Annotated in this window: 17 protein-coding genes; 5 read left to right on the forward strand and 12 right to left on the reverse strand. The window is 58.4% G+C overall.

Annotated elements, in window-relative coordinates:
* Nucleotides 1–2: 2 nt before the first annotated feature.
* The 8 genes from uraH to QZ862_RS03695 form a co-directional block, all read right to left on the reverse strand.
* Nucleotides 3–359, reverse strand: coding sequence for a hydroxyisourate hydrolase (gene uraH / locus QZ862_RS03660; protein WP_296097587.1), 357 nt, complete (start codon nucleotides 357–359; stop codon nucleotides 3–5).
* Complete coding sequence (locus tag QZ862_RS03665; protein WP_296097589.1) at nucleotides 356–856, reverse strand: ureidoglycolate lyase; 501 nt, start codon at nucleotides 854–856, stop codon at nucleotides 356–358. The genes uraH and QZ862_RS03665 overlap by 4 nt, the downstream gene beginning before the upstream one ends.
* Before the next feature lie 3 nt (nucleotides 857–859).
* The gene (locus QZ862_RS03670) at nucleotides 860–1,222 is read right to left on the reverse strand and encodes a HepT-like ribonuclease domain-containing protein (protein WP_296097591.1); all 363 of its coding nucleotides are present in this window, start codon (nucleotides 1,220–1,222) and stop codon (nucleotides 860–862) included.
* Complete coding sequence (locus QZ862_RS03675) at nucleotides 1,219–1,509, reverse strand: nucleotidyltransferase family protein (protein WP_296097593.1); 291 nt, start codon at nucleotides 1,507–1,509, stop codon at nucleotides 1,219–1,221. The genes QZ862_RS03670 and QZ862_RS03675 overlap by 4 nt, the downstream gene beginning before the upstream one ends.
* A gap of 62 nt (nucleotides 1,510–1,571) precedes the next feature.
* On the reverse strand, nucleotides 1,572–2,075 hold the full coding sequence (gene uraD, locus QZ862_RS03680) for a 2-oxo-4-hydroxy-4-carboxy-5-ureidoimidazoline decarboxylase (protein WP_296097595.1): 504 nt from the start codon (nucleotides 2,073–2,075) through the stop codon (nucleotides 1,572–1,574).
* Entirely contained in the window at nucleotides 2,075–2,998 is a 924-nt protein-coding gene (gene puuE / locus QZ862_RS03685) for an allantoinase PuuE (protein WP_296040584.1), read from the reverse strand. Before puuE ends, uraD begins: the two co-directional genes overlap by 1 nt.
* A 129-nt stretch (nucleotides 2,999–3,127) precedes the next feature.
* Entirely contained in the window at nucleotides 3,128–3,835 is a 708-nt protein-coding gene (locus QZ862_RS03690) for a DUF1045 domain-containing protein (RefSeq protein WP_296097597.1), read from the reverse strand.
* Between the two features lie 105 nt (nucleotides 3,836–3,940).
* Entirely contained in the window at nucleotides 3,941–5,134 is a 1,194-nt protein-coding gene (locus QZ862_RS03695) for an FAD-dependent oxidoreductase (protein WP_296097599.1), read from the reverse strand.
* On the opposite strand from QZ862_RS03695, the gene mnmD reads away from it, so the two are divergent.
* Nucleotides 5,133–5,879, forward strand: a complete 747-nt coding sequence (gene mnmD, locus QZ862_RS03700; protein WP_296097601.1) for a tRNA (5-methylaminomethyl-2-thiouridine)(34)-methyltransferase MnmD — start codon at nucleotides 5,133–5,135, stop codon at nucleotides 5,877–5,879. The two genes, QZ862_RS03695 and mnmD, sit on opposite strands and share 2 nt — an antisense overlap.
* 81 nt (nucleotides 5,880–5,960) lie before the next feature.
* On the opposite strand, the gene QZ862_RS03705 is transcribed toward mnmD, so the two are convergent.
* Nucleotides 5,961–7,511, reverse strand: a complete 1,551-nt coding sequence (locus QZ862_RS03705) for a DEAD/DEAH box helicase (protein WP_296097603.1) — start codon at nucleotides 7,509–7,511, stop codon at nucleotides 5,961–5,963.
* 421 nt (nucleotides 7,512–7,932) lie between these two features.
* Between QZ862_RS03705 and QZ862_RS03710 the strand changes: the two genes are divergently transcribed.
* Nucleotides 7,933–9,891, forward strand: coding sequence for a response regulator (locus QZ862_RS03710; RefSeq protein WP_296097605.1), 1,959 nt, complete (start codon nucleotides 7,933–7,935; stop codon nucleotides 9,889–9,891).
* A gap of 126 nt (nucleotides 9,892–10,017) precedes the next feature.
* Here the strand turns inward: QZ862_RS03710 and QZ862_RS03715 are convergent, their stop codons facing one another.
* From QZ862_RS03715 to QZ862_RS03725, 3 genes are all read right to left on the reverse strand, one after another.
* Complete coding sequence (locus QZ862_RS03715) at nucleotides 10,018–10,401, reverse strand: DoxX family protein (protein WP_296097607.1); 384 nt, start codon at nucleotides 10,399–10,401, stop codon at nucleotides 10,018–10,020.
* Nucleotides 10,402–10,732: 331 nt separating this feature from the next.
* Nucleotides 10,733–11,530, reverse strand: a complete 798-nt coding sequence (locus QZ862_RS03720; RefSeq protein WP_296019937.1) for a class II glutamine amidotransferase — start codon at nucleotides 11,528–11,530, stop codon at nucleotides 10,733–10,735.
* 112 nt (nucleotides 11,531–11,642) lie between these two features.
* Nucleotides 11,643–12,263, reverse strand: a complete 621-nt coding sequence (locus QZ862_RS03725; protein ID WP_296019938.1) for a L,D-transpeptidase — start codon at nucleotides 12,261–12,263, stop codon at nucleotides 11,643–11,645.
* 437 nt (nucleotides 12,264–12,700) lie between these two features.
* Between QZ862_RS03725 and QZ862_RS03730 the strand changes: the two genes are divergently transcribed.
* From QZ862_RS03730 to QZ862_RS03740, 3 genes are read left to right on the forward strand one after another with little or no spacing between them, the layout of a single operon-like run.
* Nucleotides 12,701–14,110 carry a circularly permuted type 2 ATP-grasp protein gene (locus tag QZ862_RS03730; RefSeq protein WP_296097609.1) on the forward strand — a complete coding sequence of 470 codons (1,410 nt, stop codon included), beginning with the start codon at nucleotides 12,701–12,703 and terminating at the stop codon, nucleotides 14,108–14,110.
* 3 nt (nucleotides 14,111–14,113) lie between these two features.
* On the forward strand, nucleotides 14,114–15,055 hold the full coding sequence (locus tag QZ862_RS03735) for an alpha-E domain-containing protein (RefSeq protein ID WP_296019944.1): 942 nt from the start codon (nucleotides 14,114–14,116) through the stop codon (nucleotides 15,053–15,055).
* Nucleotides 15,056–15,082: 27 nt separating this feature from the next.
* Nucleotides 15,083–15,904 (forward strand): transglutaminase family protein, encoded by an 822-nt coding sequence (locus QZ862_RS03740; protein WP_296019946.1) that lies wholly within the window; start codon nucleotides 15,083–15,085, stop codon nucleotides 15,902–15,904.
* Nucleotides 15,905–16,049: the final 145 nt, after the last annotated feature.

The raw sequence follows: 16,049 nt of genomic DNA on the forward strand, positions 1-16,049 counted from the left end.
GATCAGCTGCCGCGATAGGTGGAATAGCTGAAGGGAGAAAGCAGCAGCGGCACGTGATAATGCCCGGCCTCATCGGCAATGCCGAAGCGGATGGGAATGATGTCTAGGAAGGCAGGTTCGGGAAGTACAAGGCCTTTTTGGCGCAAGTAATCGCCCGCATGGAAAACCAGCTCATACTGTCCGGCGCGAAACGCCTCCCCCACCAGGAGCGGCCCACCATCCACCCGGCCATCGCTGTTTGTCTCTACGCTCTTCAGCTTCTCGCGACGCTCACCATCCAGCCGGTAGAGATCGATTTTCAGCCCTTGCGCAGGCGTGCCATGGGCAGCATCGAGAACATGTGTCGTGAGGCCGGTCATGGGCGTGGCTCCGCTATCAAAAAGGGTTGCTCGTAAAAATATTCTTCCAGATTAACGCCTGGCCCATCGCGGTCCACCACCAGGAAATCGCTGGTCTCACCGATCGTCATCAGCGGATGGTGCCAGACATTGCGATGATAGTTCACCCCTTGACCGGGCGCTGCCAGAAAGGCGTGGGGCCGACCGGGCTTGCCACCCTCATCCTCCGCGACCACCACAAGGAAGGGTCGCGCCGAAAGCGGCGAAAAGCTCTGGCTGCCAAACGGATGCCGCTCCATCATATCCACGGCATGGGGAAAACGCCTTGGCTTGCCCCGAAAGATGTTGATCACCACCCGCGCGCCCTCACCCGTGACATCGGCTTGAGAGAGCGCATGATAACGCTCGGTATTGCCGCCATTGATGAGGCGCATCGTCGACGGATCGGCTTCGATGACATCGCCAAAGGCACGAAAGGCTTCGCGCTCGAGAGGGCGGATTTCCAGAAACTCACTCAATGCTCATTCACCTTGCGCTCGCCAGTTTCGGATGGTGGCAAGATGCTCTTGCAACTCGGGAATACTCTCCGTCACCGTCTTCCAGACAACAGACATTTCAGCTCGGAAATAGTCATGCACGATGAGGTTTCGCATACCCTTCATCCGCGCCCAAGGGATATCGGGGTGTTGCCGCAAGAACTCCGGCGCTCCTCGGTCGATCTTGACCACAGCTTCTCCAATGATCGCAAGCCCCATCATCACCGCCATCTGTGTCCGTTCGTCGGAAAGAAATGCGGCCTCGTCCATGTCCGTGACGAATTTCAGAATACTTGCCGTAGCGCTCTCGATCTCTTCGAGCTGGAGAAGCAGCCGGTCCGAATTCATATCGGCTTTGCTTCCTGCAACACACGATCCCTGATCCTGGCATGAAGCCCACCAGATGTGACGACATCGACAGGCACGCCCAGAGTCTCGGACAGTTCTTCGAGTAATCCTCCGAGGTCGAAAAGCGTCGTCTCCGGCAAGGCATCGACCAGAATATCGAGATCGCTATCCGAGCGATCTTCGCCGCGCGCCACCGAACCGAAGACACGCGGGTTTGCCGCGTTGAAGCGCTTCGTCGCTTCGCGGATCGCCTCCCGATTCTGTTCCATCACCTCCGACGGTCTCATCGCTCAAATCCTTTGCTGGCAGAGAATATAGAGCGAGAAACCCCGCATGGAAAGCCGCCGCATCAGGCAGCAGTCTCAGGCAACAGCGCGGAAAGGCGCAAGTAAGCGATCTTCTCCACCTGCGCGGTTGCCGTGGCAAACTCCTGTTCGGCATCGTTGTGAATGCGCTCTTCGAAGGCACGCAGAATATCGTCCTTGTTAAGCCCCTTCACTGCGATGATGAAAGGAAAGCCGTTCTTCTCCACGTAGGCCGTGTTGAGCTCTGTAAAACGCGCATGCTCCGCCAGTGTCAGTCGATCGAGCCCGGCACCGGCCTGTTCCTTTTTGCTGTCTTCTGTCAGCCCACCGGCAATGGCGAGCTTGCCAGCAAGATCCGGATGCGCCCGCAAGACGCCAAGACGCTCCTCATAAGATGCCGCACGAAACGGCACGCACAACGCCTCGTGAACACTTCTCGCCGTCAGCGGCTCCACCACGACACCTGAATCATAGGCGCGTTCGGCGATAAAGGGGGAATGCTCGAAGACGCCGCCGAAGCGGCTGATGAAATCGTCACGCTCTAGCATCAAAGCGCCTCCGGCTTGTGATGCTCATGCCAGTGGCGCGCGATGTCGATACGCTGCGGTATCCAGACCTTCTCGTGGCCGAGCACATATTCGATGAAGCGGCGAAGCGCTGCCGCACGTCCCGGACGACCGACCAGACGGCAATGAAGCCCGACACTCATCATCTTGGCCGAGCCTTCCACGCCCTCTTGATAGAGCACGTCGAAGGCATCCTTCAGATAGGTGTAGAACTGATCGCCGGAATTGAAGCCCTGCGGCGTGGCAAAGCGCATGTCATTGGTTTCAAGCGTATAGGGGATGATGAGGAACGGATCGTTCTTTGCCCCCTTCACCCAATAGGGCAGATCGTCGGCGTAGGAATCGGAGGAATAGAGGAAGCCACCCTCCTCCATGACGAGCTTTAGCGTATGGTCCGACGGCTTGCCCTGATACATGCCGTAGGGGCGCTCGCCCGTCAGTTCGGTGTGGAGCCGCACCGCTTCGAGGATGTGCTTGCGCTCTTCCTCTTCGGAATAATCCTTATATTCCAGCCAGCGGTAGCCATGGCTGGCGATCTCCCATCCGGCTTCTTTCATGGCGGCAACCGCCTCCGGGTTGCGCGCCATAGCCGAGGTGACGCCGTACACGGTGGTGGTCACGCCAAGCGAGGTGAACATGCGCCACAGACGCCAGAAACCGGCGCGCGAGCCGTATTCGTAGATCGATTCCATGTTCAGGTTGCGCTGCCCCGGCCATGGTTGCGCGCCGACGATTTCCGACAGCAGCGATTCCGACGCCTTGTCATTGTCGAGAATGCAACTCTCTCCGCCCTCTTCGTAATTGATGACGAATTGCACGGCGATGCGCGCACCGCCCGGCCATTTCGGATCGGGGGCGTTGCGGCCATAACCAATGAGATTGCGGGGATAGTCTGCGGAAATCATCAAATCACCTTCACGAAATTTCGTGAACGGTAGCATTGCAGACCGGAAAGTCGAGAGCGTTTCAGCGCAATTTCACCAAAAGCGCCCGCTGCCTTTTCGCTGGGCTGAGGCGTCCAGCGCACCTCGCAATCAGGCGATCTTGCGCGCCGAGACACGACCCATGGGATGCAGCGAATGCACCCTGAACGGTGCCCCCGGCTCCTCTTCGACAAAGAGCGCCAGATTGGCAAACTCCAGCGGGCGTTCGAGGAGAGCAGCGAACACGCTGCGCAATGCACGCTCCAGGCGCGCACAATCGGCCGGTACGATGGCCCCTGTGAGCGTCATTTGAAAACGAAACTCATCCATGACGTAAGGGTGCCCCCAGCGGTGCAGATTGGTCAGCTGCGTAGCAGACAGCCGGTGCGGATCGGCCCGGTCGATATCTGCATCCGACAGCGGTGTACGATACCGGTCGAAATCCTGCACGACGCTGGCTGCGAGAAAATTCAAAGTCTCTGACGGCCACGACGGTACGAGCCCATAGCTGTTACCGAGCTTGGCGATTTCGAGCGGCGGCAACGTGAAAGGCTGGTGTGCACCGGCAAACCGCATCAGGTCACGAAGCAGCGCGGCTTCGGTCATGCCCTCGGCAAGCTGGAACGGCGCCTTGATCGCACCATGGAAACCGTAGCGGCGCGGAAGTGCGGTGAAGTAGGAGAGTTCCTGCATTCCAAGGCCGGTCTGCGCAGGCGGCTCCACGCTGTGGCCGGAATAGACGTCACGACCGAGCCACGATGCAGCAGCAAAAGTCATCGGGTCATTCGGGGAAGGGGTGTAATGAATGGCGTACCGCATGCGTCGTCACCTCGCCCCGCTCAACTGGGATTTATGTCTGTCTGTTCATGGCGACAGCAGATAGGTGATTTGCGTGACAGATTAACGACGTGGTCCGAACGTCGCTCACAGATTTGCGTGAACAAGCGCAAGATGCGCATCGGTGCGGAAGCTGGAAGGCACATCCATATCCTTGCCCTGAACAGCGCAAAGTGCGGCATCCGCAAGACGATGAGCCAAACCGAAACTCACCTTGAAGCCGCCGGTTAGCGCTACGATGTGGGAGTGTTCAGGATGCGCCCCCACCATCGGATCACGACCGATGGCCTTTGGCCGAAGCCCGGCCCAGCGTTCGATGATCTTGGCCTTCGAAAGCTCCGGCACGATCTCTCTCGCTGCGCGCAAAAGAGCATCCAGTTTGTCATCGGTGACGAAGGGCTCAGCAAAAGAATCCTCGCTGGTGCTGCCGATTGCGACTGTCCCGTCCTCATGCGGCACGATGTAAATTCCATTGAGGAACACCACCGGCATGGTGGAATCGATCGATCCCCGCAACAGGGCAGCCTGCCCTTTGACCGCCTGCCCGAGTGCAGCCTCGGACCGGAGAGCAAATGTCTGCGTCAAAAGGGGAAAAGAGGCGTACCCCGCCGAAACAATAGCGTGCGAGAACGACAGGCGCGATCCGTCGTCGAAATGCGCAATGCTGTCCTTGCCGAGCGATACGATCTTTTGTCTCTCTACGACACGCACATGCCGCGACGCATTGAGAAACGCAGTCAGTGACGCAACCAAGCCGCGCGGAGAGACCTTCGCGGCGAAGGTGTCATGCACGAACCCCGCCTGCCCTGCCGATGCATCGACCCAGTTGTCCGCCGGTGGCGCATCCAGCACGTGCCAGTGGAACCGCTGGCCCTGCTGATCCCAATTGGTCTTCGCCTCCTGACTATGGCGCTCAGCAATCACACGCAGATGCGGTTTCGGCAGCGGGATGATGCGCCCGCACCGCCTGTATCCAGCCGAGAGGCCTGTCTCGGCTTCAAGCCGCGCAATCTCGTCTTCCAATGTCAGAAGCGCATCGAACTGGAACTGCTTCTTGTCGTTCCAGCGATCTGGCATATGCGGCATCAGCGCGCCAAGCAGACCCCCACTCGCGCCGCAACCTGCGTGCCCGGCATCGACAAGTACCGTATCGATCCCCAGACGGTCAGCTTTCCGCGCCGCCCACAGCCCCATGATACCGCCGCCGATGATCAGCAGCGACGCACTGGGCGGCAAAGATGATTGACCTCTGTGATCGGGAAGACTATCGGCTTGGACCATGACACATCCCGAAGACTTGGACCCGGACAGCACCGGCGAAAACATGCTGGATTGGCGAGAGGGCGATATGCCCTATTCGCTGGCCTTTGGCGATCATTTTTATTGCCAGACGGATGGGCGGCTGGAATGCGGCCATGTCTTCCTGAACGGCAATGGCCTTCCAGGTCGCTGGGCCGATCAGCAGGAAGAAACATTCCTCATCGGTGAACTCGGCTTCGGTACCGCGCTCAATCTCACCGAAACATGGCGACAGTGGAAGCTTGCACGCCGCCCCGGCAAGACATTGCACTTCGTTTCCTTCGAACTCTACCCCATGCGGGCGCAAGAGATCGACCGGGCGCTGTCGCGCTGGCCGGAAGTCGACACGGAACGTCAGGCCCTCGTCGCGCTGTGGCCGCAAGAGCCGCAAGGCATCATTGCGCTGCAACTGGATGATCAGACGAAGCTCACCGTTGTCTGCGGCGAGGCACTCCAAGGTATCAGGACGAGTGCGCTTACCTTCGACGCCTGGTTCCTGGATGGATTTGCGCCATCGCGCAATCCAGACATGTGGTCGGTAGAGATCATGAACTCAATATATGAAAAGACGCGTGAGAGCGGAACCTTTGCGACCTATGCCGCCGCAGGCTTCGTGCGTCGCAATCTGCAGGCCGTCGGCTTCAAGGTCGAACGCCGCAAGGGTTTTGCCGGTAAACGGGAAATGCTGTGCGGCATCAAGCATATCGATACGAACTCGCCCAACTAGCCTCGTCATCGTCCTGAAAACACGCTCAAAACAAAAACGCCCGGATCAACGTCCGGGCGTTTGTGCATTCATCAGGCTGGATCAGCCGCGCTTGCGACCGCGACCGGCGTTACCGGCAGGACGCGCCTGACCGGCAGCGGCAAAGGAGCCGGACTTGCGAGCCGGACGGCCCTGACCGCCGCGGTGCTTGCGCGGACCGGCAGACTTCGCGCCCTCGCCACCGTCAACCTTGGTGCGCTTGAAGTCGGACGTGACTTCCAGATCGTTATCGCGCTCGACCGGAGCGAACTCGCCGGCACGCTGACCGCGGAAATCGCCGTTGCGGCGTCCGCCTTCACGATGACCACCTTCACGGTGACCGCCTTCACGATGACCGCGCGCCGGACGGTCGCCATGCGAACGCTCGCCGCGCTCGCCACCCTGACGACGTCCACCGTTGCCTGCGCCGTTTCCACGACCGCCACGGTTGCCGCTACCGCGGGTCGGGCTGGCAAGACCTTCCGGACGCTCACCGGAGAGGACCGGAATTTCGATCTTCATCAGCTTTTCGATGTCGTGCAGCAGACGGGTTTCGTCCGGTGCGCAAAACGCAATCGCGATACCATCACGACCCGCACGGGCCGTACGACCGATGCGGTGAACATAGGCATCCGCCACTTCAGGCAAGTCGTAGTTGAAGACGTGCGTTACGGCTGGAATGTCGATGCCGCGTGCAGCAACGTCGGTCGCCACCAGCACCTTGACTTCGCCATCCTTGAAGCCCTTCAACGCGCGCTCGCGCTGACCCTGGCTCTTGTTGCCGTGGATCGAAGCAACCTTATAGCCGACATGTTCGAGATGCTTGTAAAGCTTCTCGGCGCCATGCTTGGTGCGAAGGAAGACGATGGCGCGGCCATCCGGATTTTCGGCAAGCGACTTCTTCAGGAGGTCGGTCTTGTCGTTCTTGCCGGCGACGAAGTGAACATACTGCTCGACCTTGTCGGCAGCCTTGCCCGGAGGCGTCACTTCCACCTTGACCGGATCGGTCAGGTAGCTGCCGGCGAGATCGGCAATCGCCTTCGGCATGGTGGCCGAGAACAGAAGCGTCTGGCGCTTTGCCGGCACCATCTTGGAAATCTTGCGCAGGTCGTGGATGAAGCCGAGATCGAGCATCTGGTCGGCTTCGTCGAGCACGAGATGCGTGACCTTGGACAGCGAAATTGCGTTACGGGTGATCAGGTCGAGCAGGCGGCCTGGGGTCGCGACCAGAATGTCGGTGCCCTTTTCCAGCTGCAGCTGCTGCTTGTTGATCGACGCGCCGCCGACAACCTGGTTGATACGCAGAGGCGTCTTCTTGACGAAGGAGCGCAGGTTCTCGCCGATCTGGTTGACCAGCTCGCGCGTCGGCGCAAGGATCAGAGAACGGGTGGTGCGGTTGGCAGGACGTTCGGCATGCTTCATCAGCATTTCGATCATCGGCAGACCGAATGCGGCAGTCTTGCCGGTGCCGGTCTGTGCAAGACCGATAACATCGCGGCCTTCCATGAGAAGTGGGATGGCTTTCGCCTGAATAGGTGTTGGTGTCGTATAACCGAGTGCGGTGACAGCGGCCACGATCTTTTCGGAGAGGCCGAGTTCGTTAAAACTGGTCAATAGAATACCTTTCGGGGCGCCAAAACGCTTCAGCCGGTACAGCCCATGCTGTCCGGTTGTCTTGGCGTCAAGAACCCCGCGTGAATTGGGAACTTGGTGGGTTGAAATAACTCTCTGCGCTCAGCACCGGCGAATGATCGCCGTATTCTGCATCAAATGCGCTTTTCCTTCATGCGTGCGTATGATTTCGAAGTGGACGCTACAGCTCACGCGGCTGTGGAAGGTGAAAGCTTGAGACGGCATGTGGTCTTTTTGTCGAAAAAAGTCAAGCAATTCTTTCGCCCACGCTGCGGCAGCGACTTGATGCTTATGGTTAAAAAAGCTTGAAAAGCCTTCAGGGCCCATGGTTTTTCGAGCATGGCTCTCTTAGCCTGTGACAAGATTAAAGATATTTGATTCTATTGATGGTTCGGAGCGCGGCTTGAGTATCGAGGGCAGCTTGTTGGAAAGGGCCTGCCAGGGAATTTTGTCCCTGCGCCTGCCGGCTTGCGTCAAGGATAGTGAGCTGCGCTATGTCTGCGTCAACAATGGATATGCCCGTTTTGCCGGAAAACGCCCGGAGGATTTCGTCGGGCAGTCGAGCCATATGATGTTCGATACGGCAGACGATGTGGAGCGAGAAGACAAGGAACGCCGCTGCCTCGTGTTCGCCACCGAAGAAATTGCAACCTGCCGGGGCATAGTGCCGGACGCTCATACGCTGCACTGCGAACGCTTCATCGACGAGACTGGGCAAATCTTTCTTTATGAAGTTTTCGAAAAGATGCCTGCCTTCGGCGGCGTGCGGCAGTTGAACACTGCCAGCGGTCTGAAAATTGCCGATCCGCCTTACGGCAAAGCGGTCGAGGCGATTGCGCAGCTTCGCACGCCACTTGCTGGCATTCTAGGCATGGCGCAAGCGCTTGCCCGAACCGATCTAGACGCCCGGCAGAAAGCCTATGCAGACACGATAATTCTCTCCGGCAACGCCTTGTTGCAAAGCCTCGACTCTGTACTGCACGCCTCACACGGCATCTCAGCATCCTTGCAAACCAGCCACTTCGACCCCGCCGATTTGGTGGAGGAGATAGCGTCGCTGCTCGCCTTTTACGCGCGGAAGAAGGGAGTAACCCTTTTTGCCGACATCGATGTATCGGCAGAGATGATCGTCGAAGCGGATGCGGCGCGCTTGCGCCAGATCGTCACCGAGCTTGTCAGCAACGCCATCCGCTTCACCCATTCCGGCCACGTCATCGTCAGACTCCAAGCCGAGCACGCCGCGTCAGGCGGCACCTCGCTTCTGCTCACCGTGGGAGATACCGGTGTTGGCATGTCGCAGGAGCAACTCGCTTCACTACTGGGCCAGCACGATGGTTCGGCACGTACCGTAACAGGCTTTGCAGAAAGCATCAGCAACGTCTCTCTGCTCGACGGCCAGATCGAAGCGGAAAGCGAAGAGAACAAAGGGTCGGTCTTCACGGTCACACTGCCGGTCGCCGTGATCTCGGCGCAACCCGTCACGCCTCTGTGCCCCGCCGATGCGGGCATATTGATAATTGATGGCGATGCAATCAGCCGCGATATCCTAACAAGGCGCCTGCGCGACTGGCGGCTCGATGCCTATGCCGCTGAGAACGGTGCCACCGGACTTGCAATTCTGGAGGAAGCGGTGGCCTTGGGCTTGCGCCCTGCCGCCATTCTTATCGATGAAACCATGACGGATATGCCCGCCGATGACGTGGTGCGCTTCATACGCCACCATCCGGGCGTGCAAGACATCCCCGTGATCCTGCTGACCTCGCTGGTCAAAGACGAGATCGACGAGGCCGCGCACGCCTACATAGCCAAACCCTTGCGCATCCGACACCTGAGAGACGCGCTGGAAGCCTTGCTGCCCGCCCCTGCTCTGCACAATAATCTGTCTCCACAAGTCACAGCGACGATGACGAATGATCAGTCGCAGTCGATTTCTACGCCTCTATCGTCCCCAAAAAGCCGTGCGGGGATTGATGTGCTGGTAGCAGAAGACAATGAGGTGAACCAGATCGTCTTCAGCCAGATCCTGCAGCAGACGGGACTCGATTTCCGCGTCGTCGGCGATGGCAAGACTGCGGTGGAGGTCTGGCGCGATGAGAACCCATCGCTGATCTTGATGGACGTATCGATGCCGGTCATAAGCGGCTATCAGGCAGTCCAGTCGATCCGCCAGATGGAAGACGAAGAGGACGGCCGCCTAGGTCGCGTCCCGATCATCGGCGTCACGGCGCACGCTCTCGATCGTGACAGCGAACTATGCCTCGCCTGCGGCATGGACGATTATATTTCCAAACCCATCAGCCCGGAACTGCTGCGCGCCAAGATCAACCAGTGGCTACCTAGAGGCGCGCTGGAAGCGCTTTAGGCGAGACCAGCGCTTCGGCAGGAGGACGACGCAGCCGCACTCGGACTGCGGAGCGAGCAGCAGAGCCAACGCCACTCGTTACCGCTATCCCCGGCCTTGCGCCAAGGATAGCGACGAAGAAGTTTCTTAGCGCTTATCGACAGCAAAGGCTCCCGGACCTGCGGTCACGAGGAACAGGAAGATGAAGCAAAAAAGGATCGCAGCATCGCCCCCGTTGATGGCAGGGAAGACGCTTTTGGGCGCATGTGCCATGAAATAGGCAATAGCCATTTGGCCGGAGAGAATGAAGGCGACCGGGCGGGTGAAGAGACCGATGAGGATGAGAATGCCGCCGACGAGTTCAAGCAACGCGGCCGCAAGAAGAAGTGGGGGAAGTGATCCTTCCATTGTCGCAGCGGGAAAGCCAAAAAGCTTCTGCGTGCCATGTTCGATAAAGAGAAGCGCGGCGATGATGCGCAGTGCTGCTAGTGCGTAGGGCTGATAGCGGGAAAGTTTTTCAAATACGGACATTCAAGCGTTCCTGATTGCGCATTCCCAGCGCCTTTGATCGGCGTCGTGTCTAGAAATGCTTTCAAACAATGAGTTGGAGCTAGGGCGGCGGAAATATGTTCACCGCATTTGCTCAGGGTTGCACATCGTCGATAGGCTCGAAATCTGGCGTCCAACAATCACATTTGCGCTATCAAAAAAGAAACAAGCCGCCAAAGTTCAGCTCAACTCTCCGTTGAGTTGTAAAAGACGGCCTCCTCTGTGCGCTCGCTCGCAGGATTCAACCGCTAGCACGCGTTAAAATCAGAAATTTATCCACATGTTTTGAGATGAATGCATGCTTGGACCGCGCTCATGCGGTCATCAAAACCGCATCCCGATAATAGGGGGTGAAGGGGCTGAATTCGATCTTACCTTTCACGACGGTTGCCACAGTATTGGCCGGAATGATTTCCCACATCTCTCCGCCAGTGCCGAAAGGCTCGGAGGCGATCGCGATACCTTCTCCGATGTTGCGCCAATAGAGGGTCGGCGGGCGCGCATCGCTCGACCAGCGGAATGCATGCAATTTTTCGCCATCGGCATGGATGGCGCTAAAACGGATCGGTTGGTCCACGCCGGCATCCAGCACCACATCCATGCATATCTCGATGGTGCGTGAGAGCGCGTCGACCGGATCGCGATCGAGACCAAGGCCTGCCGCGATCAGGAACATTGCCTCGCTATCGCCATTACCGGCGCGCGAACAATAGACGTCGTCGGAAATATGCGTCTCAATCGCGCGTTTCACCTTCTCATAGCCGCCGATCTGGCCGTTATGCATGAAGAGGTGCCGGCCAAAGCCGAAGGGATGGCAGTTCGCCATCGATACGCCGCCGGTGGTCGCAGAGCGTACATGCGCTAGAAACATGCCAGCGCGGATCTGATGACAGAGCGAGGTCAGGTTCCTGTCCGACCATGCGGGCAGGATGCCGCGATAGATGCCGGGCTCTGGTCGTTCGCCATACCAGCCAATCCCGCACCCGTCGCCATTCACCACCGTCTTTGCTTCCCTTGCGGCAAGCGACTGGCTGATCAGCGAGCTTTCCGGCTCGATCAGAAGCGTGTCGAGCCAGACAGGTGAACCGGAATAGGCCAAAAAACGGCACATGCGAATACCTTCGTACCAGGTTCGGGGCGCCCCCACCGATTACATCATCGGGGACGCCTTCTTTGTTTAACCAAGCCGCTCTAGCGCCCGATCAGGGCGTTAATGAGATGCTTCAGGCCTGAATCACAACCACGCGGGCACCGACCGGAACGCGCTCGTACAGGTCGATGATATCGTGGTTGAGCATGCGGATACACCCGCTCGACATCGCGTGCCCGATCGACTGCGGCTGGTTGGTGCCGTGCAGACGGAACATCGTGTCATTACCGTTGCGATAAAGATAAAGAGCGCGCGCACCCAGCGGATTGTTAAGACCACCTGGCATGCCACCGGCATATCTCAGGTTCCGCTCCGGCTCGCGGCGGATCATGTTAGGCGTCGGCGTCCAGCTTGGCCATTCGGCCTTGCGTCCGACATAGGCATTGCCCTTCAGCGCCAGACCCTGGCGACCGACACCAACGCCATAGCGCACCGCGCGACCACCGCCGAGCACAAAGTACAGGCGGCGTGCCGGTGTATCGACGACAACGGTACCGGCCGGATAGGTGGTCTCGTACGCCACTTCCTGGCGGCGCAGTTCCGGCTTGATCTTCTCAAGCGGCATGGCTGGCATAGGATATTGTTCATTTGGCAAAGCTGCATAATTCTGCCGCTGGCCCGCGGGATTGATACTTGCACAACCTGCCAGGAAAAGTGGCAATCCAAACAGAACACCACGACGCGAAATCGACATATTACCCCCTGCCGCAACGAATCTTTCGATTTAACGAGAGGTATAATTTTATGGTTAACAAACGCCTAATATCTGCAATCGATAGTTAAGGGTCACATGACACGACCTCAATTTACGGTCACAGCGAGTTTGCAAAAGCGAACAGAACTGTTCTGCGACGCTATTCCCAACTTTTAATGGAACGATCCGCCGACAAGTCGAGCCTATTTTATAGGCAAAGATAGTTTGGCACCTCCACCCAAATTTGGAACTCACTTGGTGGTATCACTTGAACTTTTCAGGCGCTGCCGCATTTTAATGCTACACGTGAAAGATTGCTTTATTTTCAGCCACTTTGCGTCACGGCGGCACACTAAAAAATCTGAATCGCCGCCCTCTCATCCGGCTTGCATTGCTTCGGGCATTGTATTCAAATGTACAAAAAGGGGACCTGAAAGTTGGCATTTGATGAAATGATAAATGCGGACTCAACGCCGCGAAGCCCATACGCAAACTACAACGACTGGTACAGCCGCCAGGACAGGGCGCACCTGATCCAGAAATCGAAAGACGCTGAAAACATCTTTCGCAGAACCGGCATCACCTTTGCCGTTTACGGCCACGCCGACAGCGCCGAAAAGCTTATCCCCTTCGACATCATCCCGCGCATCATTTCCGGCAAGGAATGGCGCAAGCTCGCCCAGGGCATCGAGCAGCGCGTCATTGCACTCAACGCCTTTCTCGATGACATCTACCACAAGCAGGAAATCATCAAGGCCGGTCGCATTCCCCGCGAACTGATCGAGAAGAACGAGGCCTTCCTGCCGCAGATGATCGGCTTCAGGCCGCCCGGCGGTGTGTACACCCATATCGTCGGTACAGATATCGTGCGCACCAGCGAAGACCAGTTCTATGTGCTGGAAGACAACGCCAGAACGCCTTCCGGTGTCAGCTACATGTTGGAAAACCGCGAAACCATGATGCAGATGTTCCCCGAACTCTTCCACGAGAACAGGGTCCGGCGCGTCGAGGATTACCCCTATCTTCTGCGCCAGTCGCTGGCTTCACTTGCGCCGCCTGGCTGCAAGGGCAAGCCACGCGTGGCAGTCCTGACACCCGGCATCTACAACTCCGCCTATTACGAGCATTCCTTCCTGGCCGACATGATGGGCGTGGAACTGGTGGAAGGCTCGGACCTGCGCGTCATGGACGGCAAGGTGAAGATGCGCACGACGCAGGGCTATGAGGCGATCGACGTGCTCTATCGCCGCGTCGATGACGACTTCCTCGACCCCCTCACCTTCCGCCCGGATTCCGCGCTCGGCATTCCTGGCATCATGGATGTCTACCGCGCCGGAAACATTACCATTGCCAATGCGCCAGGTACGGGCATTTCCGATGACAAGGCGATCTACTCCTACATGCCGGAAATCGTCGAGTTCTATACCGGCCGCAAGCCGCTTCTGGAAAATGTGCCGACCTGGCGCTGTTCGGAGCCGGACAGCCTGAAATATGTCCTCGACAACCTGGCTGACCTTGTCGTCAAGGAAGTGCATGGCTCGGGCGGATACGGCATGCTGGTGGGCCCGACCGCCAGCAAGAAAGAACGCGCGCTATTTGCCGACAAGCTGCGGGCGCGCCCGAACAATTACATCGCCCAGCCGACACTGTCTCTCTCCACCGTCCCGATCATGGTGAAGAACGGCATCGCACCGCGCCATGTCGATCTTCGTCCCTATGTGCTCGTGTCCGACAAGGTCAAAATCATTCCAGGCGGCTTGACCCGCGTAGCCCTCAAGCAGGGTTCGCTCGTCGTCAACTCCAGCCAGGGTGGCGGCACCAAAGACACCTGGGTACTGGAGGACTGAGCCATGTTGGGAAGAACTGCAAACGGGCTCTACTGGATGTTCCGCTATATCGAGCGGGCCGAAAACATTGCGCGCCTCGTCGATGCGGGCCTGCGTGTCTCGCTGACGCGAAGCGGCAGTGCGGATGAGGATTGGGACGGCGTTCTGCAAAGTGCGGGCGTGCGCGAAGCTTTCCTCCAAAGCAATGAGAAGGTGACGTCCGCTGATGCGATCGACTACCTCCTGCGCGACAAGTCCAACCCGTCAAGCGTCATGTCCTGCATCGACGCGGGCCGTAACAATGCCCGCATGGTGCGCACGGCGCTGACCCGCGAAACCTGGGAAGCGACCAACGAATTCTGGATCGAGCTGAAAAGCCTGCTCGGACGCCGCCTGAAACCTGCGGAAATGCCTCATGTCATCGACGTCATCAAGCATCGGGCAGGCTTGGTGCGCGGCGCCTTCCATGGCTCGATGCTGCGCAACGATCTCTACAACTTCTCGCGTATCGGCACGTTCATCGAACGAGCGGATAACACGGCGCGCATTCTCGACGTAAAATATTACGTGCTGCTACCGGCGGCCGCGCAAGTCGGCTCGTCCCTCGACAATGCGCAGTGGGAATCGATCCTGCGTTCCGTCTCCGCCCATCGCTCCTATGGCTGGGTCTACGATGCGGAATACAAGCCCGCCAATATTGCCGACTTCCTGATCCTCAACGCCCGTATGCCGCGCTCTCTTGCTTACTGCTATGAGAAGATCGTCAGCAACCTCGGCTATCTCGCCAAAGACTACGGAGAGCGGCACAAGGCGCACGAAACATCCGACGCCATTTTATCGACTTTGAAGGAAACCACCATCGACCGCGTGATGGACCGGGGCCTGCACGAGTTTCTGGAAGCTTTCGTCAATAGAAACGGCCAGCTTGGGCAGGAAATTACGGACGGCTATCGCTTCTATCAGTAAGCGGAACAGGACGGGGACAAAGGGCGAATGCGTCTGAAAATCAACCACACGACCGAATATCTTTACGAAGAGCCGGTGCCATATTCCCTCCAGCGCCTTCGCCTGACGCCGGTCAGTGGACCGATGCAGACGGTGCTGAACTGGGACGTCGCCGTCGATGGCGCGACCGTCGAAGTGGCCTATGACGATCATTTCGGCAATCGCGTCGAGCTTGTGGAGAGTGAAGGTCCGAGCCGCGCCGTCAAGGTTACGGCAAGCGGCGAGGTCGAAACGAAGGACAAGGCAGGCGTCTTCGGCCCGCATATCGGCAACGCCCCGCTCTGGCTCTTCATGCGCGACACGCCGCTGACCAAGCCCGGCAAGCTCATACGGGATATCGCCCGCCAAAGTTCAGGCAGCACTGAGCTCGAACGTCTTCACGAACTGATGGCGCTGATCCACCTTGAAGTAGCATACCAAACCGGAAGCACCGGCACCGAGACCTCGGCCGAACAGGCGCTGGAAGCCGGCAAGGGGGTTTGTCAGGACCACGCCCACATCTTCATTTCCGCGGCGCGGGTGCTTGGCCACCCTGCCCGTTATGTTTCCGGTTATCTGATGATGGAAGGCGTGGACGAACAGGTCGCGACCCACGCCTGGGGTGAAGCTCACCTTCCCGGCCTCGGCTGGGTGGGCTTCGATGCCGCCAACAAGATCTGCCCGGACGAGCGTTATGTGCGCATCGCCACCGGCCTTTGCTACCGCGATTGCGCCCCCGTCTCCGGCATGCGCGTCGGCGTCTCCGGCGAAAGCCTGAGCGTTTCCGTCACCGTGCATGAATCGCAAAGTCAGAGCCAAACGCAGAGTTAGAGCGTTTCCGTGTTAAATAGAAACAGTTCTGTTGGTTCAAACGGGATCGACTGATTGTCCGGGCGGCGCGTGCCGTAGCCAACGCATACGGCCAAGCCGTCCGGGCAAGCAGGTGGCCCGTTTCAACCAACCCGAAGGGCCGGTC

The sequence above is a fragment of the uncultured Agrobacterium sp. genome (assembly GCA_913777615.1).
Lineage (GTDB): Bacteria > Pseudomonadota > Alphaproteobacteria > Rhizobiales > Rhizobiaceae > Agrobacterium.